General features: G+C 59.3%; 18 protein-coding genes. 3 read left to right on the top strand and 15 right to left on the bottom strand.

Annotated elements, in window-relative coordinates:
- Window positions 1–142 precede the first annotated feature (142 nt).
- Complete coding sequence (locus ACYQ54_RS07980) at window positions 143–1141, top strand: nuclear transport factor 2 family protein (protein WP_460080919.1); 999 nt, start codon at window positions 143–145, stop codon at window positions 1139–1141.
- A 165-nt stretch (window positions 1142–1306) separates the two neighbouring features.
- Here the strand turns inward: ACYQ54_RS07980 and ACYQ54_RS07975 are convergent, their stop codons facing one another.
- From ACYQ54_RS07975 to ACYQ54_RS07905, 15 genes are all read right to left on the bottom strand, one after another.
- Window positions 1307–1606 (bottom strand): YciI family protein, encoded by a 300-nt coding sequence (locus tag ACYQ54_RS07975; RefSeq protein ID WP_460080916.1) that lies wholly within the window; start codon window positions 1604–1606, stop codon window positions 1307–1309.
- 8 nt (window positions 1607–1614) lie between these two features.
- Window positions 1615–3576: a TRAP transporter large permease subunit gene (locus ACYQ54_RS07970; protein WP_460080914.1), complete on the bottom strand. Its 1962-nt coding sequence runs from the start codon at window positions 3574–3576 to the stop codon at window positions 1615–1617.
- Window positions 3577–3591: 15 nt separating this feature from the next.
- On the bottom strand, window positions 3592–4671 hold the full coding sequence (locus tag ACYQ54_RS07965) for a C4-dicarboxylate TRAP transporter substrate-binding protein (RefSeq protein ID WP_460080912.1): 1080 nt from the start codon (window positions 4669–4671) through the stop codon (window positions 3592–3594).
- Window positions 4672–4781: 110 nt separating this feature from the next.
- A complete protein-coding gene (locus ACYQ54_RS07960; RefSeq protein ID WP_460080909.1) occupies window positions 4782–5438 on the bottom strand; it encodes a malonic semialdehyde reductase in 657 nt (218 codons plus the stop codon).
- Window positions 5435–6292 carry a beta-keto acid cleavage family enzyme gene (locus tag ACYQ54_RS07955; protein WP_460080906.1) on the bottom strand — a complete coding sequence of 286 codons (858 nt, stop codon included), beginning with the start codon at window positions 6290–6292 and terminating at the stop codon, window positions 5435–5437. Before ACYQ54_RS07955 ends, ACYQ54_RS07960 begins: the two co-directional genes overlap by 4 nt.
- Window position 6293: 1 nt before the next feature.
- Window positions 6294–7181 (bottom strand): intradiol ring-cleavage dioxygenase, encoded by an 888-nt coding sequence (locus ACYQ54_RS07950; protein WP_460080903.1) that lies wholly within the window; start codon window positions 7179–7181, stop codon window positions 6294–6296.
- A 9-nt stretch (window positions 7182–7190) separates the two neighbouring features.
- The gene (locus ACYQ54_RS07945; protein WP_460080901.1) at window positions 7191–8948 is read right to left on the bottom strand and encodes an FAD-dependent oxidoreductase; all 1758 of its coding nucleotides are present in this window, start codon (window positions 8946–8948) and stop codon (window positions 7191–7193) included.
- A 22-nt stretch (window positions 8949–8970) separates the two neighbouring features.
- The gene (locus tag ACYQ54_RS07940; protein WP_460080898.1) at window positions 8971–9549 is read right to left on the bottom strand and encodes a VOC family protein; all 579 of its coding nucleotides are present in this window, start codon (window positions 9547–9549) and stop codon (window positions 8971–8973) included.
- Window position 9550: 1 nt separating this feature from the next.
- Entirely contained in the window at window positions 9551–10624 is a 1074-nt protein-coding gene (locus ACYQ54_RS07935; protein WP_460080896.1) for a branched-chain amino acid ABC transporter permease, read from the bottom strand.
- Window positions 10625–10636: 12 nt separating this feature from the next.
- Window positions 10637–11500 carry a branched-chain amino acid ABC transporter permease gene (locus ACYQ54_RS07930; protein WP_460080894.1) on the bottom strand — a complete coding sequence of 288 codons (864 nt, stop codon included), beginning with the start codon at window positions 11498–11500 and terminating at the stop codon, window positions 10637–10639.
- Entirely contained in the window at window positions 11497–12204 is a 708-nt protein-coding gene (locus ACYQ54_RS07925; RefSeq protein WP_460080892.1) for an ABC transporter ATP-binding protein, read from the bottom strand. The genes ACYQ54_RS07930 and ACYQ54_RS07925 overlap by 4 nt, the downstream gene beginning before the upstream one ends.
- Window positions 12204–12923, bottom strand: a complete 720-nt coding sequence (locus ACYQ54_RS07920) for an ABC transporter ATP-binding protein (protein ID WP_460080889.1) — start codon at window positions 12921–12923, stop codon at window positions 12204–12206. The genes ACYQ54_RS07925 and ACYQ54_RS07920 overlap by 1 nt, the downstream gene beginning before the upstream one ends.
- 48 nt (window positions 12924–12971) lie before the next feature.
- Window positions 12972–14252 (bottom strand): ABC transporter substrate-binding protein, encoded by a 1281-nt coding sequence (locus ACYQ54_RS07915; RefSeq protein WP_460080887.1) that lies wholly within the window; start codon window positions 14250–14252, stop codon window positions 12972–12974.
- A gap of 24 nt (window positions 14253–14276) precedes the next feature.
- Window positions 14277–15338: a maleylacetate reductase gene (locus ACYQ54_RS07910; protein WP_460080885.1), complete on the bottom strand. Its 1062-nt coding sequence runs from the start codon at window positions 15336–15338 to the stop codon at window positions 14277–14279.
- Complete coding sequence (locus ACYQ54_RS07905; RefSeq protein WP_460080883.1) at window positions 15338–16207, bottom strand: dioxygenase family protein; 870 nt, start codon at window positions 16205–16207, stop codon at window positions 15338–15340. Before ACYQ54_RS07905 ends, ACYQ54_RS07910 begins: the two co-directional genes overlap by 1 nt.
- 97 nt (window positions 16208–16304) lie before the next feature.
- Here ACYQ54_RS07905 and ACYQ54_RS07900 point away from each other — a divergent pair, with 97 nt between their 5' ends.
- A complete protein-coding gene (locus ACYQ54_RS07900; protein ID WP_460080880.1) occupies window positions 16305–17255 on the top strand; it encodes a LysR family transcriptional regulator in 951 nt (316 codons plus the stop codon).
- A gap of 149 nt (window positions 17256–17404) precedes the next feature.
- Window positions 17405–18037 carry a tyrosine-type recombinase/integrase gene (locus tag ACYQ54_RS07895; protein WP_460080879.1) on the top strand — a complete coding sequence of 211 codons (633 nt, stop codon included), beginning with the start codon at window positions 17405–17407 and terminating at the stop codon, window positions 18035–18037.
- Window positions 18038–18654: the final 617 nt, after the last annotated feature.

Here is an 18654-nt window from a genome sequence, read left to right as displayed (position 1 = left end):
CCTCCTGAACTTGTCTGCCGGCCAAATTGCATTCGTATGCAAAATAGCTAGACACAGCAGAAAAGATTTGGCAATGTTTTTTTGCATACGAATGCAAATTCGTTTCCATTGCGTTCGTCACACCCACTTCACAGGCTTCCAAATGTCAGACTTCCGGCGTGCAGCTCACAACTTCCTGAACACGATCCTCACGGCCTCCCCAAGTGAAACAGAAGACCTGCTTGCCAGACACTTGCGAGAAGACGTGGCGTTCGACGTCGCGTTTCCGGTCAACCGGCTTAACGGAAGTTCCGGGGTTCTGGAGGGCTTCTTCGAACCTCTCAAGTCGGCCTTTCAACACGTGCGCCGGCGGGATGAGATCTTCATCGGCGGCCCCAACAGGCGCGCGCCGGGCGGTCACTGGGTGGCGAGCGTCACCCACTATGTCGGCAATTTCGAAAAGCCGCTATTCGGCATTCAGCCGTCAAATCACCTCGCTTTCCTGCGCTCCGGCGAATTCTACCGGGTGGAACCTGACGGACGAATTTCTGAAGCCAAGATCATCATCGACCTGTTGGACCTGATGCGTCAGTCCGGTTGCTTGCCCCTGCCTCACATGCTTGGCACAGAAATGCTCTTTCCCGGTCCCGCCACCCACGACGGCGTCCTGCCGTCGGGCCAGGCGGACGGCGAGAAGACACTCGATCTCTGCGAAGCCATGCTGGCGGATCTGAAGGCCTTCGACCCGGAGAACTTCACCTCGAAGGGACAGACCGGCGATGACGGCTACTGGCATGACGACATGCTCTGGTATGGTCCTGGCGGCATTGGCTCCAACTACCGCTGGAGCGGCTTCGAAAAGGATCACCGCGCCGCTTTCCTGACCGCATTCCCGGACCGGGTCGGCGGCAACCACTATTGCCGCATCGGTGATGGCGACTATGCCGCTGTCAGCGGCTGGCCCTCCATGACCATGACCCACCAGGGCGACTATCTGGGCGTCAAGGCGACCGGCAAACCCCTGACCTTGCGCGTCATGGATTTCTACCGCTGTGCGGGCGGCAAGATCATGGAGAACTGGGTGTTGCTGGACTATCTCGAACTGTTCAGCCAGATGGGAGTAGACCTGATCGCCGAGCATGCTCGAATTAGCAATCGATAAGGTTCGGTAGTTCGACTTCATCTGACAGATTCAATTGGCACGGGAAGAATTAGATTGCGATGCTAGCGGAAGTCCACAAAGCGTCCCCAAAATGGAAGTTCACTACGTCAAACGCATCTCTGCTAACCAGGCATCCATAGGTCAGCAACAGTTTAGGTAGCTCCCTTAGCCAATACTGTTCTGCCGTATCTGCACGGCTGAAACCTGAACACCATTCCAGACACCTGCGGCCCACAATGGATCCTTTTCGAACAAGGCTTCGATTTCGGTCCGGCTTCGTGCTTCCAGAAGAAAGAAGGACCCGCGCATGGTGCTGCCGTCATCGGCGACCAGCGGCCCGGAGAGCAGCACCCTGACACCATGGTCGGCAGGTGCCGTGTCCAGAAAACGGCGATGCGCATCAAGCACATCGAGCCGCTGCCGCAGCATCTCGGGATTGTCGATGGCATGGACCACAAACTGCATGATGGCTCCTATTCGAAAACCAGACTGAGGGCCGGAATAAAGGTGAGAAGCAACGTGACGAATGCCATCATGAGCACAAACGGGAAGGTGCCGATGAAAATGTCGCCAAGTGTTGTGTTCCGGTCCGATATCGTGGCTTTCACCACATAGACGGTCAGGCCGAAGGGTGGTGTCAACAAACCGATCTCCACCGCAATCACGGTGACAATTCCGAACCAGACCAAGTCGCCACCGAGACTGCTGACGATCGGCAGGGACAACGGCAGCATGATCAGCATGATTGACGTGCTGTCGAGGATCATGCCCATCAAGACCACCAGCAGCAGGTAGATCAGCATGAAGCCCATCAGCCCGAGACCGGCGTCGGAAAACAGCATGGTGATTTCCTGAGGGATGGTCGAGAGCGTCAGCATGCGTGAATACATGGAGGCCGCAATGATCAGTAGCAGGATCGAGACGGAGACAAGTCCTGTGTCAACCAGAACGCGCCAGAAGCGCGCCCAGGTGAGACTGCCCTTGATGACCGCCACGACAATCGCGGCCGCGGCGCCTGCAGCCCCTGCCTCAGTCGGTGTGAAAAAACCCGAATAGATACCGCCAAGAACGATAATCATCAGTGCGGTAATGGGCGCCAGCTTGACGGCGGCGGTACCCCAGGTCTCCCCTTCGATAACGACGGGCCGATCGCTCTGCATCACCATTTTTGGCCGGTAGCGTGCCATTAGGTAGATGCCGACCCCAAAAACCAGCGCAAGCAGAACACCGGGCACAATGGCGGCAAGGAACAGCGCGCCGACAGATTGCTCAGCAAGCACGCCGTAAATGATCAACAGCAAGCTCGGCGGTATCAACATGCCCAGGACGGAGGACCCGGCGACCACGCCGAGCGCAAAGCGATTGTTGTAACCGTTGGCCACCATCTGCGGCACCGCCACGCGCGAGAAGACAGCGGCTGAGGCAATGGAAATCCCGGTGATCGAAGCAAAGACGGCATTTGCGGCAACGGTCGCCATTCCCAGACCGCCCCGGACCTTTTGAAGCAACCAGGCGGCAACCCTGTAAGCGTCGCGGCCGATATCCGCTGTATCGACGATCAGCCCCATGAGCACGAACAGCGGAACGACGCCGAACAGATAACGGTTGATGGCACCGTCCGCAGCAAGGGCAAGCGAACGCATGGCGACATTCGGATTATCCCGAATGAGCCAGATACCCAGAAAACTCAAGAGGATCAGGACGACGGCAATATGCGCGCCGGAAAAGATCAGCAGCAACATGAAACCAATGGCAGCAATGCCGATTTCGATGCGGCCAAGATCTGCGATGAAGACGCCGTAACCAAGCACAAGAAGCAAGGCGAAGGCGATCAGGATGGGCAGCCCCTTGGGCGGAAGTCTGACCGAGTGCCGGACACTGAGATGCTCAACACGTGACGCATTGAGAATATCCTTTATGTCACGCAGAACCTGGGTGGCAAAGGTCAGGCAGGTCAGGAGAGAGCCGCCAAAGAGACAGGCCTTGATGGGCCAGACCGGCGCCGTGAAAACACCCTGGGCGCCGAAAAATTCGTTCTCGACCCAAGCGTCAATCAGCTTTGGCCAGGTTCCCCAGGCAATCAGGGCAAAGACAAAAAGGCCTGCAAAGTGAAAGAAGACGCGCATCGTTGCAGCAGCAAAAGGACGATGATCTTCGACACTGCCTATCAGAATGTCGGTGCGGGTCATGCGCCCGCTCATGATCGTATGGCCCGCCTGCAGGAAAACGATGGCGACGATGGAGTTTGCCACGATCTCGGCAACGCCCTGAACAGGCGCGTTGAAGAAGGTCCGCCCGATGATGTCGGAACAGATCAGCAGCATCAGGCAGAAGATCCAGATCGATGCTGCGGCGCTTATGGCACCGGTAAGCGAAGAGACCCCGCTTACCGTTCGGTCGATGCCGTGACGGAAAGATCTTATGGAAATGGCCACGGCGTTCTCCTCCGGTTAGCGATTGGACCAGTCGATGCGGGGCGACAGGTTGGCTTCCTGGACCTTGGCCATGTAGGCCTCGAGCACTTCGCCGGCGCCCTTGTCCGCATTTGCGGTGACCCAATCCTGAGCGAGGTTCGGCAGGCCGCTCGCCCAGGCCTCGATCTCCGCTTCCGGCAACGCGCTTACAACCGCGCCGTTTTCGGGAAGCTTTTGCAGAAAAGCCCGATATCTGCTGAGAACTTCTTCCGCATGCGCGATCGTGTATTCTTCACCAAGCTCCGTCAGAACCTTGCGCACATCGTCGGAAAGACCTTCCCAGACATCCTTGTTGATGCCGAAACCGCCGGTCATCTGCGCGCCAAGGCCAACGAGCGTGACATGCGGTGCAACTTCCTGAAGCTTGTTCGGGACGGCGCCGGTGACAATCACCACGACACCATCGGCGACACCCGTCTGGATCTGGTTGTAGTAGGTCGGCAAGGCCCCGTTTACCGGAACGGCCCCAAGAGACTTGATCCAGTTGGCGGAGGGGCCGGGCGCGATGATCTTGCGACCGTCCAGGTCTTTCAGGGTGCTGATCGGAAAATTCGTGAAGAGGTGGTAGGTCTCGACACCGCTTGCACCCAGGAAGACAACGTTCTGGCTTTCCCAGGCCTCTTTGAGCTGCGGGACTTCCCGGTGGAGTTCGTTCATGATCTTCAGCGTTTCCACCAGGTCGTCAGACACGAACGGCGTGAAATAGGTCATGTTCTGGAGCGGCATTTTCGAACCTTCCCAGAGTGTTCCAACCCATCCCGCATCCGTCAGACCGTCGCCGACCGCTTCAAGGGTGTCCTTGAACCCGTAAAGCGCCCCGCCATAGGATTCCGTCCATTCGATCCGGTCTTCTGAGCCCATTTCCTCAAGGCGCTGGTTCGACTCGGCAACCACGAGGGTGGACAACTGGCCCACCCATGGGAGCACCGTCGGGTGGCTGGACGAGATGGTGAGGTTGTAGGTTTCCGCTTGGGCGGCGCCAGCGGCGATGATGCTGGCACACCCGGCAGCAAGGGCGCGCAGCGCGCGCATTGAATGCTTGTACGAGATTTCCATTTCACTTCCTCCTCAAGTGGGAATTGCGGCTTTGCTGTTTCCTCCCCCAGCGTGACCGTTCGGGCGTGGTCTGATCCGGTCCCGCCATGGCTCCGGTTCGACCCTTCCGATCACAGCGTCTGGCAGACTTCGGGGTAATCCATGCGCGGCAGGCGTCTGAAAATCTTCGACGTGTCGGCGTAGCCGAGATTGACGAGGAAGTTCGATTTGACGGAGGTGCCGTGGAAGAACTCCTCGTCGACCTTGCCGTTGTCAAAACCGGACATGGCCCCGACATCCAGCCCGACCGCACGGGCGGCCAGCATGAAATAGGCCCCCTGCAACGTTCCATTCCGGAAGGCGTTGACCTGAGCCGCCGTCGCGTTGTTTCGGAAGATGTCCTGAGCCGAAGGATTGGGTGGAAACAGACGCGGAAGTTCCTCCCAGAAGTTCAGGTCATGGGCAATGATCGCCGTCACGGGGGCGGAGCGCATCTTCGGCCGGTTGCCTTCCAAAAGGGTCGGTTCAAGCCGGTCCTTGGCCTCGTTTGAGCGGATGAAAAGAACCCGCATCGGTTGCTGGTTCATCGAGGTCGGGCCCATTTTGGCGATGTCGTAGAGATCCTTCAGGATCTCCTCCGGCACATCCCGGTCCTGCCAGCCATAATGGGTACGGGCCTCCGTGAAGAGCAGCCGCAGGGTGGCGTCGTCCGCTTTGAGACCCGCCTGCTGAAGCGTTTTCGCGGATTGCCGGGCAACTTCATCCGCGGCTTGTTGGATATCTGTCATTTGACGTCTCCCGTTTGAAGGTGTGAGGCCGGTGCAAGTCCAAGTATGTTGCGGGCCTCGGCCGGCGTTGCGACAGAGCGGTCGTGAGCGGCACAGATCTCGGCCGTGCGCCTGACAAGAGCGGCGTTCGATGGGGCAAGTGTCGTTCGGTCGAGGCGGATGTTGTCCTCAAGCCCGGTGCGGGCATGGCCGCCGGCGGCAATCGACCATTCGTTCAGGGTCCGTTGGCTCGCGCCGATCCCGGCGGCACACCATTCGGCGGACGGCATCAACCGCTCCACGGTCCTGACGTAAAAATCAAAGACGTCCTTGTCGGCGGGCATGGCGTTTTTAACGCCCATCACGAACTGGATGTAGATGTCGCCTGGTATGCGGCCGTCCTTGTTCATCTGCGCGGCCTGAAAGATATGGCTCAGGTCAAAAGCTTCGATCTCCGGCTTGATGCCGTGGACGCGCATTTCACCGGCCAGCCAATCGACAAGATCGGGCGGATTTTCGTAGACCCGTGTCGGAAAATTGTTCGACCCGACTGAAAGGGAAGCCATGTCCGGCTTGAGCGGCAGCATTCCGCCGCGTGCCTGGCCGGCACCCGAGCGTCCTCCGGTGGAGAACTGGATGATCATGCCGGGGCAGTGTTTTTCCAGACCTTCCTTCAGGCGGGCGAATTTCTCCGGATCGGAGGACGGCGACTGGTCGTCATTGCGCACATGGGCGTGGCAGATCGTGGCGCCGGCCTCGAACGCTTCCTGGGTGCTTTCGATCTGTTCGGAAACGGTGATCGGTACGGCCGGATTGTGCTCCTTGCGCGGCAGGGAACCGGTGATCGCGACACAGATGATGCAGGGCTTTTCCATGTCACGCCTTTTTTGGTGCGAGCACGAAGTCGAACTCGACGTCCCAGTAGGAGGCGCCGTCAAAACCTGCGTCAGAAATTCTCTCCGGATCCTCGACCTTCCTGAAATCGGCGATCAGGCTCTTCTTGACGCCAAAGACGCTGTCGGAATCGATGTAAGGATCGTCCGGATCGAAGATATGGGTGGTCAGCTCGTCATAGCCGTCCTTGGAGACAATGTAGTGCAAATGCGCCGGGCGGAACGGATGGCGGCCGAGGCGGTTCAGAAGGTCGCCGACAGGGCCGTCTGCGGGGATCGAATAATGTTTCGGTTTGACTGCCTTGAACCAGTATTTGCCGTCCGCGCCTGTGCGAAACACACCGCGCAGATTGAAATCCGGCTGGATGCCTTTTTGCTGGACGTCATAAAAGCCTTCGTCGTTGGCCTGCCAGACATCGATCTTGACGCCTTCCAGCGGCTTGCCGTCAACATCCGTCACTTTGCCCCGGACGAGCATGTCCTCGCCCTTCTCGTCGAGACAGATGTTGTGGCCCATCTCGTATTCCGGGGCGTCACCGATATGGAACGGTCCAAGAACGGTGTTCTCGGATGCTCCGCTCGGCCGGCGCGAATTGACCGCGTCGACCAGCATGGACACGCCGAGAACGTCGGACAGAAGAATGAATTCCTGGCGCCAGTCGTCGCATTTATGACCCGTTGCGGTCAGGAACTGGATCGCCTGGAACCATTCTTCCTGCGTCGGTTCAATCTCCTTGACCGCCTCGTGAAGCTTGCGTGTCAGGACTTCCATGACCTGCTGCAGGCGCGGGTCGCTGGCGTTCCTGTTACGCCCGGTAACGACTTCGGCCGAATTTTCTTCGGTGAAATATCCAAGCTCGTGTGCTTCCATCACGGCCTCCTACCTTGCGAGAATGTGTTTGAAGACCCGGCGCAGATCGCCGGCCGGATCGTTGCTCAGGGTGGAACTGCGCCAGGCGACGTGCTGGTCCGGGCGCACAAGAATGCATCCCTTGTCACTCACTTCGCGTGCGCGGGCCCAGTCACCGGTGTGGTCGACAAACTTCCTGCGTGGACCGATGACATAGACGGCCACGTCAAACCCGAGTTCCGCTCCAACCGACTGAGCGGCCTCTTCCCATGCTTCGCCGCCAATGCCGGTGAAGAGTGCGAACTTGCCACCGCCACTGAGATCCAGCGTCGAGTGCTTGTCGCCCGTCTCGTGATCGAACAGCCAGCAATGGGGAATGCGCGCGCCGGGCCAGGTCGTCGGCTGGTAGTGCAGCTCGGCATCGCGCTCGAATGCCGGTTCGGGCTGCCCGTCCGTGACGATGGCGTTCGACGTGTAGCGCTGGTTCATCTCAACGCCATGGGCGTCGAACTCGTATTTCTTGAAGGCGATCGCCTTGCGGATTGCCGCGCGCTGTTGTTCCGCGGCATCGGTGCTGTCACAGCGTGCGACAAGATTTTGCTGCATCACATCCGGATCGACGCCTTCGCCCATGCCCAGCGCCTCGAAAATCGGACCGAATTCTGCGATCGACTGATTGGCGCGCGTGACGATCTGCCTTGCAATCGGCGCCCGCTCGGTGCTGTAGCTTTCGAGGAGCGCCTCACCCGCCCGGCCTTTCAGAACCGCGGCAAGTTTCCAGGCGAGATTGAAGCTGTCCTGGATGGAGGTGTTGGAACCGAGACCGTTGGACGGCGGATGGCGATGGGCGGCATCGCCCATGATGAAGACCCGGTCTTTCTGCATGTGGGTCGCATACATGTTGTTGACGGTCCAGGTATTGGCGGACAGGAGCTCGATCTTCAACTCCGGATCGCCGACCAGCTGCCGGGCGACGTCGGTCGCCATGGCTTCGTCAACTTCGGGCGCGGGCTGGTTGATGTCATAGCCCCAGACGATCAACCATTCGTTCCAGGGGCGCACCATGCGCACCAGGCCCATGCCGATACCTCCGACATCTGCGCCCGGTTGCATGACCCAGTAAAGAACGGACGGGCGGTGCGCGACGTATTTCGAGAGATCCGCCCTGAACAGGATGTTCATCGAGCCGCCGACACCCATTTTCCCTTCGAAAGGCAATCCGGCATGTTCCGCGACCAGAGAATTGCCGCCGTCGGCACCGACCAGATATTTCGACCGGACGGTGAATTGCTTGCCCGACAGGCGGTCCAGGCATGTCGTTGTAACGCCGTCCGCGTCCTGCTCGTACGAAAGATACTCCGTCGACATGCGCGCCTGGGTCCCGCGCGAACAGGCGGTCTTGAAGAGGAGTGGCTCCATGAAGGTCTGCGGCAGGTCGTTCATCATGGTTGGGGAGGACAGAAGATGTTCCGCCTTTGACAGCGGATGGTTGCCCCAGCTCTTCATGCGGCCGATTTCCTCGCCGGCCAGGCTCTCGCAGAAGACGTTCTCTCCCATCAGCTCCTGGTTTGCGGCAAAGAGATAAGCCTCGTCCTCGACCTCGCGGCCCAGATCGCGCAGAACCTCCATCGTGCGCTGGTTGGTGATATGCGCGCGGGGCGTATTGGCAAGCCAGCGGTAGCGGTTGATTGCCATGTTCTCGATGCCATAGGTCGACAGCAACGCGGCCGTTGCGGATCCCGCCGGGCCAGTGCCGATGATCAGCACGTCTGTCGTGAATTCAGCCATATCCGTTTCCTCCAAATCGCCGTCAGGACCGCGGGTCCCAGAGCCGCGCGTCGAAATCTTTTTCGTAAGCCTTGCCGTCCGGGTAGCTGACGAGCTCAAGCTGCATGCCCCAGGGTGCCAGGAAATAGACCCAGGTCTCTCCGGCTGAAGGGCCTTCCGTCATGGTCGTGGGCGTGCCGAGAACCTGGATACCCTTGCCTTCGAGATAAGCGACGGCAGCCGTCATGTCGGTTGTGTAGAAGGCCAGGTGATGCCCGCCGATATCGGAGTTGCGGGGCGGCTTCGTGTTCTGGTCGGGTGCCGTGTACTGGAAGATTTCGAGGTTGGCGCCGTTGCCGCACCTGACCAGCCGCATGGCCGGAATGGTCGCCTTCGGATCGACATTCAGATGGTCCTGCATCCAGGTGCTGTCGCCACCCGAAAACGGTCCTAGTGGATAGAAGGCCCGGCATCCCAGCGTGTCGGTGAAAAACGAAACGGCCTGGTCAAGATCAGGAACGGTAAAACCGACATGGTCCATTCCGGTCATGCCCGGCAATCCGTCCGCCGAGGCCAGGGAACCGCTTGCCAGAAGGCAAAGGGCTGCGAGTGTCTTTTTCATGTCAACCTCCCGTTTTGTCTGTGGAGCCGCCGGAGAGCCTGCGGCGAATTGGAAAGAGTTCGATGCCGGTCCGGTCGGTGAAGAGACCCCAGAGCCCGCGCGGGGCGAACAGCATGATGACGATACCCAGCAGGCCGAGCACCAGCAGGTACCAGGAGCCATAGCCGGACAGGGAATTCTGCAGGGCGAAGAAGATCAGGACGCCCAGGATAGGACCCTCGATGGTGCCGATACCGCCGATCACCACGATGAAGATCACGTAGGCGGTCCAGTCGAGGACCGAGAAGGCCGCATCCGGCGAAATCCGGGCCTTCTGCAAATAGATCAGCGCGCCAGCCAGCCCCGTGATGAACGCTGTGCTGAGATACACGATGGTCTTGATGCGCTGCGCGTCGACGCCGACGGACCGCGCGGCATTCTGGTTGTCACGCACGGCGGCGAGACCAAGGCCCTGTCGTGACCTCAACAGCCGGTAGACGACCCCGATCGTAATCACGGCGAGCACCAGCGCCAGCCAGAAGGTGATCACGTCCATTGCCGCTGAGCTCTTGAAACCGAAAGTGTCCTTCAGAAACTCCAGGCCAAAGATTTCGCGTGTTGCGCTCCGCGGCAGGGATGTCCCGGTGCCCCCGCCCAGCGCCTTCCACTGGGCAACGCTCAGGCGCACGATCTCGGCCGCCACCCAGGTACCAATGGCAAAATAGGCACCCTGCAGACGGAAGGTGAAAAACGCGGTTGGCACGGCCAGCAGGGCGGCAGCGGCACCGCCCAGCAGGATCGAGAGCAGCGGATCGAGATCCAGAAGGATCACTCCGGTGAACATGGCGTAGGCGCCGAGGCCGACAAAGGCCTGCTGCCCCACCGATACGAGCCCCGCATATCCGGCCAGCAGGTTCCAGCCCTGCGCCAGGACGAGCATTGTCAGGATAAAGAAGAGATCCTGGATCAGACTGCGCGATGCATAGAAGGGCGCCAGCGCGAGCACGACGACCAGCACCGCGGCGACGCAGAGGAAAATTGTCGAGGTCCGGGTTCTGGTCTCAACGGTCCAGGCGGTTTCAGCGGACGTGGTCATGATGGTCCTCCCTCAGTCCACGGCCCGCGGGAAAAGCCCGCGCGGTTTGAACAGCAAGACAATGACGAAGGCGACATGGCCGGCCAGGATCTGCCATTCCGGATTGATCGCTGCACCGAGCGTCTGGGCGAGGCCGATGATGATGCCGCCGGCCAGCGTTCCCCACAGGGAGCCGAGGCCACCGATAATCACGGCTTCGAACGCGTAGATCAGACGGGCCGGCCCAATGGTCGGGTCGAAATTCGCCCGCGTGCCAAGATAGAGAGCCGCGATGGTGACCACGACCATGGCGATGCCGGTGGCGGTCGCGAAGATGGATTGCGGACGGATGCCCATGAGACTGGCAGTGACCGCATCGTCGGAGGTCGCCCGGAACGCCCGGCCAAGGGCGGTGCTGTAGAACAGCCGGTTGAGGGCAACAATGACCAGGATTGCGGAAAGGAAGGTCAACAGCGGCATGACACCGACATTGACGGACCCGAGCGCAAGAGAGGCTGTCTCGAGGGAGCCGACCGAAAGGCGCTGGCTGTCGGCGGAAAACCCTTGGAGGAGTGCGTTCTGAATGACGATCGAGAGGCCGAAGGTCACCAGCAGCGGCGGCAGGATATCAGGACCTAGCGTCCTGTTGAGCACATGCATCTGCAAAAGCCAGCCGATGCCGAAGAGGGCAGGCGCGGCTATCAGCGCCGCCACAAACGGATTGATCCCGAGCACAGAAACCAGAACAAGGATCAGATAGGCCGCCATGACGATCAGATCGCCATGGGCCAGATTGACCAGCCGCATGATGCCGAAGACCAGGCTGAGACCTGCGGCAAAGAGAGCATAGAGGCCGCCCAGCAGGATGCCCTGCACGATGGTGTCGATCCAGATCATGCCGAAGCTCCGAAATAGGCGTTGTGAATGGCGTCGCGGCTTAGATCGGACGGTGCGCCTTCCAAAGTGATCCGGCCTTCCATCATGCAATAGACTCGGTCTGCAACCTTCAGCGCCTGGCCGATATCCTGTTCCACGACGATGATGGAGGTGCCAGTTTCCTTGACCCTCGGAAGGGCGGCGTAGATGTCCTTGATGATGACGGGGGCTAGACCGAGGCTGATCTCGTCGCACAGAAGCACGCGCGGGTTGGACATCAGCGCCCTGCCGATCGCGACCATCTGCTGCTGGCCGCCTGAGAGCGCCGTTCCCGGATTGCCTCGCCGTTCTTTCAGAACCGGAAACATCTGGTAGACGGTGTCCAATGACCATGGTCCGCCTGTCTTGCGGCCATAGGCACCGATCAGTAGGTTTTCCTCGACGGTCAGTGATGGGAAGAGCTTGCGCCCCTCCGGCACCATGGCGATGCCTTTCCTGACGATGTCGGCGGCATGGGCCGCACCTATCTTGTTGTTATCGAACAGGATGGCGTCCTCGCGGTTACGCAAAACGCCGGAAATAGAGCGCATCAAGGTGGTCTTGCCGGAGCCGTTGGCGCCGATAATGGCGACCGTCTCGCCTTCCTCCAGCCGGATATCGACACCGAACAGGGCCTGGAAGTCGCCGTAATAGGCGGCGAGATCATGGGTTTTCAGAAGGGCCATCAGACGTCGAGCCCCAGGTAGATTTCGCGCACTTCCCTGGAATTCATGATCGCGTCTGGTGCACCAATGCCGATGACCTTGCCGAAATCGAGCACCAGCAGCCGTTCTGCCACGGAGGTCAAGGCGTGCAGGACATGCTCGATCCAGATGATCGACATGCCATTGGCATGGATTTTTTGAATGGTTGCGACGAGCGCGTGGCATTCGCCTTCCGTCAGTCCACCGGCGATCTCATCGAGCAAAAGAACCTTGGGCAAGGTCGCCATGGCCCGGGCAAGTTCAAGGCGTTTGCGCTCCAGAAGGCTCAGGCGTCCGGCAAGCTCGTTGGCCTTGCCGATCAGGCCGGTTTCCACGAGGATCTCGGCACAGCGCTCCGAGACGTCGCTTTCAGGCAAGCGGTTGCCGAAGGCGCCGGCAACCACGAGGTTTTCAAACACCGTCAGCTTTTCGAACGGCTGCGGGATCTGGAAGGTGCGCCCCAGACCGCTGAGGCAGCGGTCCATCGGTGGTACTCGTGTGACCTCGCGGCCGAGGAAATCGATCCGGCCTTTATCGACCGCAATGTTCCCCGTGATCAGGTTGAAAAGGGTCGACTTGCCGGCGCCGTTCGGCCCGATAACACCCAGGGCTTCGCCTTCGGCAAGCTCAAAGGTGATGTTCTGCGAGACGCGCAGCGCGCCAAAAGATTTGGACACGTTATCTAACGCGAGAATAGCCATGGGTGCGGTCCTGTCAGAAGCGCAGGCACAACCTGCGCCAGAGCTGCCTCAGGTGATCGGTTCCATCTTTCCGCCGGTCGGAATGATCGGAAAGGTGCTGTTGTCGGTGATGACGAGGTCGTACCCACCGTCGCCCTTCAAACGCCATTGACCGCCCACCAGGGGTGTTTTCGCCACATTTCGTGCAGCAACGCGCGGCACGCCAGCGCCGTTCCAAATAACCGGGCCAACGATTGTGGAAAGCTGTGTTGCAGCGATCACCTCGGAAACTTCATCTGCATCCGTCGGGTCGTTTGCACGCTTTATGACATCTGCCGCGACTTCAAAGAGTGCGTGGACGAAGCCGATCGGCTGTGTCCAGGGCCGGCCGGTGGCTTCCGTGAAGCCCGATGCAAGCTCGGCTGAGCTTTCACCCGTGAGGGAGGAGGAGAACGGGTGCGTCGGGCTCCACCAGACTTCGGATGACAGGTTGTGACCGGCATCGCCAAGCGCTTCGACCGACTGCGGAAACAGAATTGCCTTGCCGATTGAGGCGATCTTTGGCGTGAAGCCCTGTTGCTTTGCCTGGGTCCAGAAAGTGGTGAAATCGGGGGGGATCATCACGCCTGTGACGATCTCGGTATTGGCCTGTTTGAAAGCGTTGATCTGGGCGGTGAAATCGTCGGTCAGGTTCTGATAACGGCCCGGATCAGTCAATCCATAGCCGAGCTTGTTCAGGACCGGCGGAAAACCAAGATTGGGATCGCCCCAAGCATTGCCGTCGCCATCATTCGGGAACAGGCCGCCGACCTGCTTGTTGGTCTCCAGCTGGCCCCACATATTGGTGAAGACGGCAATCACGTCCTCGAGGCCCCAAAAGAAGTGGTAGGAGTAATAGAACTGTTCCCAGCTTGCCGGGTCTCCCGGATTGCCCTGCTGTCCGATGAACCAGGGTTGCCAGGGCGCAACGGTCGATATGCACGGGATCTCTTCGCTTTCGCAGGTTGTTGTGACCGGGTTCGTGGTCTCGGGCGTGGCGGCCACCAGCATCAGGTTTATTTCGTTGTCGATGATCAGTTCGCGGGCGACTTCAGCCGCGCGGTTGGGATTGGACTGGCTGTCCTTGACGATCACCTCGATGTTAAGACCATGCGCCTTGGCTGCGGCCTGAAACCCGTTGATGATGTAATTGTCTGCTTCGGCAAAGGCGGCCAGTGGACCTGTCTGAGGGCTTACATAGCCGATTTTGACCGGTGTGCCCTGCGCCCGTGCGGGAAATGCAAGGCCCGATGCTCCAGCGGCGGCGGCAGTAAATGCGGTTGTTTTCAAAAACGTACGTCTGTTCAGCATCTTGGTTCCTCCCAGAACACAGGGTCAAAGCGCGGGACGGGTTCCCTCCCAGGCGTCCTGCAGCAGATTTCGAATGGATGAGCGATAGATGGGACGCGGGTTCCAATAGGGAGCTTCTGTCGCGATCTTCGCGGCACGATCGAGATCGGCCTCAGTCAGCCCCAGGTCTTTGAGCGCCTGCGGCGCACCAATGGACGCAGAAAAATCAAACAGCGCTGCACCAGGTGTAGAGCCAAAAATTTCGACCACAGGCTGCAGTTGACTTGACACAACGGCTGCATTGAAACCGACCGTATGCGGGAGCATGATCGCATGAGTTTCGGCATGTGGTGTTTCGAAACTGCCGCCAAGCGTGTGGCAGATCTTGTGATGGAGAGCCATGCCGACGGTTCCAAGAACCGTTCCGCAGAGCCACGCCCCGTAAAGGGCATTCGCGCGAGCGTCTGCGTCGGACGGATCGACCACAAGGGCGGGCAATGCGGCCTTGAACGCGGTCAGACCTTCCGTGGCCATCAGGCTCGAAACCGGGTTCCTGTCCTGAGCGTAGAGTGCCTCGGCCGCGTGCGCCATCGCATTGAGACCGCTTGTAACGCTCATGCCGAGAGGCAATCCCATTGTCAGATCCGGGTCATAGATCACGACTTCCGGCAAGATGCTGTCGCCGCGGACGGTGGTTTTGCGGCCCGCTTCCGTCTGCCCCAGGATCGGCGTCACCTCGGACCCTGCATAGGTGGTCGGGATCACGACTTGGGGCAGGTCGGTGCGATAAGCGATCGCCTTGCCGAGACCGGTTGTCGAACCGCCGCCGAGTGCCACGACGCAATCGACGTTCTTCGATCGCACCTGCTCCATGGCCTCTTCGGTCACTTCGACGGGAGTGTGCATGGCCGCATTGGCAAAAACACCCACACTGAGAGATCCAAGTTGGTCCGACAGGGCGATGGCGTCGTCTTCCTGATGAGTGGTCGCCAACACCAGGGCCCTGGAACAGCCGAGTTTTTCGACCCAGGTGCCAGCGTCATTGCGCTTGCCCGCTCCAAAGACGATATGGGCGGCGCTGCCCCGGTAGGTGAAGGCTCGGGTCATCAACGGATTTCCTGATTGTCGGGATTGAGGTGGAAGTCGAGATCAAGGGAAAGCGTCGATCCGCCGACGGCAACCTCGCAAAATGTTCCAACGAGCCCGGGTTTCACGCTGAAGAGCGGATCCTTTCCCAGGTTTTCGTCTTCGCTGTCGAAAATCTGCGTAGTCAGGGTTTCGAAGCCTGGAGCGGTAATCTGGAAATAGATGTGTGCGGGGCGGCAAAGCGGGGCTCCAAGACGCGCCAGAAGATCGCCTAACGGACCATCATTCGGCACATCGTATCCGGCTGGCCGGACGGTCCGGTAGGTCAGTTGTCCGGCATCATCGGCAAGGAAATGCCCTCGCAAATTGTGTTCGGGCTGCAGGTCAGGCTGCTGGTTCTCGTAAAAACCCTGTGCATTGGCTTGCCAGGTCTCGACCCGGGCGCCGGGGACAGGTTTGCCGGCAAGATCCGAAATGCGCAGATTTACAATCACGGACGTTCCCACGCCGTCCAGACTGATGTTGTCTCCGGCTTTCATCAGCGGCACGTCGGCGCGATAGAACGGCCCGCGCATCGTGTTGGGTGTCGCCGTCTTCGGGCGATCCGAATTAAGAGCATCGACAAGAGACGATGTTCCAAGGAGATCCGAAACCAGCACCCATTCCTGCCGACGCTCATCGGTCAGGTGGCCGACCTCTGTCAGGAATGCGATGGCAGCGCGCCAGTCGTTCAGGCTCGGTCTTGTTTCTCGGACAATCGCATGAAGGTGCTCGGCGACCGTGACAAGCACATCCGCCAGCCGCTCGTCGTCCGCATGCTTGAGGCGGTCCGCGAACATCCGTCCCGATGTTTCCGCCTGAAAATACGCAATGTCGGACGTGCCGGCCATGTTTCCTCCCGTCGGTCACCACTTGACCATGAGGAAAGCTTAATCGGCGAAACAGCACAGTTGATGATTTCTGCGCCCAAGTTTATAACATATTGCTATGAAGCTGGATGAACGCCATCTCATTCAATTGGCTGCCGTGGTGCAGACCGGCAGTGTCACCGAAGGGGCGGAACTGCTGGCCATGACGCAGCCGGCAGTTTCCCGAACGCTGGCGACACTGGAGAAACGGCTTGGAGAGCCCTTGTTCCTCCGTGGCCAGCGGCCCTTGCAGCCGACGCCACTGGGCCGCGCCTTGGCGGATCAGGGGCAAGTCATGCTGGCGGCCTCGCGCAAGGCCTCAGAAACGGTGCGCAATTTCCAGGAAGGCAAAGCCGGTGCGGTCCGTGTGGGCGGAACGCCGTTTTTCATGGATGCCCTCATTTCCAGCATGACCGCAGACTTTCAGAACGGTTTTCCGGAGATCCGGGTTGATCAGAGCTATGGCTATGTCAAGGACCTGCGCGATGCAGTTTATTCGGACCGGATCGATCTGGCGATCTGTCCGATTGACATTCTGGGTGAGGGATCAGGCCTTGCATTTGAAGAAATTCTGCCCGGCCGCAACGTCGTCGCCTGCAGTGTTCTGCATCCGCTTCTGAATAGGCGAAAGCCGACCGCGCAGCAACTCCTGGAATTTCCGTGGATCGCGCCACCTCCCGGCAGTCCGCTTTACGCCGACCTTCACTCGATCCTGCTGTCACTCGGGGCGACGGAGATCAAGATCCGCTATTCCGGCGGATCTCTGGCCAGTGTCATCAATTATATGACCCGTACCAATGCCCTGACGGTCCTGCCGCACAGCGTGGTCTTTGCCTACCGGAAGGAGCGCACAATGACGGCATTGCCGTTCAAAATCCCCCACCCGGACCGTGCACTCGGAATATTACGGCTAGCAGACGCGCCCTATCTGCCGGCCGTCGACAAATACGCCAAACACATCTCGAACGGCTTTAGCGACCTGCGCCACCTGATCAAGCGGCATGAAGATGCGGTGGTCTGGGGGGGGTAGAACAAAATAGTTGCCTTTACCAACTTGTTGAAGCGATCGAAGCAACAATTTTAATGTAGTTTTTCGCAACAGCTGCCATTCCAAACCTGGCCTTTACATCGAGCTCAAGTGTTTTCCAGATGACCAGCGTTGGTCAAAGGAGAACAGAAATGGGTACTGCACAATTTGATCCGAATGCATTGGGGCGCCCGGCTTGGAATGCCGGTCGAAAGGTCGGCGTCAAGAAACCGTTGAAACAACGTCAGATCTGGGCGATCCGCTTCTTCCTCGATCGGGAGGAACGCATGAGAGATCGTGCGTTGTTTGATCTTGCGATCGACAGCAAGCTGCGCGGCTGCGACCTCGTGAAGATGAAGATTGGAACTCTCGTCACTGGAACCGAAATTCGATCTCGAGCGATGGTCGTTCAGCAAAAGACCGGACGTCCGGTTCAATTCGAAATAACTCCAGATGTGAGGGCGAGTTTGCTCGCGTGGCTCGAACGGCGCGGCGGATCGATCGACGACTATGCCTTCCCCAGCAGAGTTGACCATACCGGTCATTTGAGCACTCGCCAGTATGCCCGCCTGGTGGACGAATGGGTGACCGCGATCGGACTGCGACGCGAAGATTACGGTACCCATTCGCTTCGGCGCACCAAGGCCGCGATGATCTACAAAGCGACCGGCAACCTTCGTGCCATACAAATCCTTTTGGGGCATACCAAGATCGAAAACACGGTCAGGTATCTGGGCGTGGACATCGAAGATGCCCTGGAGTTGGCGGAACATACTGAGATTTGAAAACGTGTGGCCCCGCACACTGCGGGGCTGCACACAACATGGCAGTTACCCAAGTGCGGAGTTCCGCCAACGGGCGGATTTGCGTCCCCATTTCAGGCGTTCGCGGCTTCCAGCAGGCACCTTGAAACCGGACGTTCGCCTCGACTTAATCAGGGCAATCGTCCGCGAAATCAGGTTCCAGTGTTCATTGAGCGCAATGGGATCACCGGAGCAAACGCTCTGCGTTCGTCCGGCCATATCGTGCCAGCGGGAAAAGGTCCTGTTCTGCCTCCCGAATGGTAGGCCTAGGGTTTGTGGACATTTATTTTCATTCCGATATGCGGGCCATCCACCGTCAGATCGCTCAGCTTCGGGTCATCGCCGAAATTATAGTCCAGGTAGCGGACATCTCCGACCCTTGAAGGTTCATGTAGATGAGATCGGAGACCCCACCGAAGTGCCTCTTTCCGCTGAGAGCTGGCCCATCGCGGTAAAGTTCAGATTTTGCAGGATCTGTCAGAGCGGAAGCTCGACGGTGCCACCAGCTGATGTCCTCATGTCTATGTCTGGAAGCCAGCCATAGACGCCGCTTTGAAACGCCTCCCGTGAATGGGTCCGCAGCCAGCGCAGGCTCGCCC

The organism is Roseibium sp. LAB1 (assembly GCF_054658235.1).
Note: the sequence above shows the minus strand (reverse complement) of the source record. Positions and strands in the feature narration are given on the sequence as shown.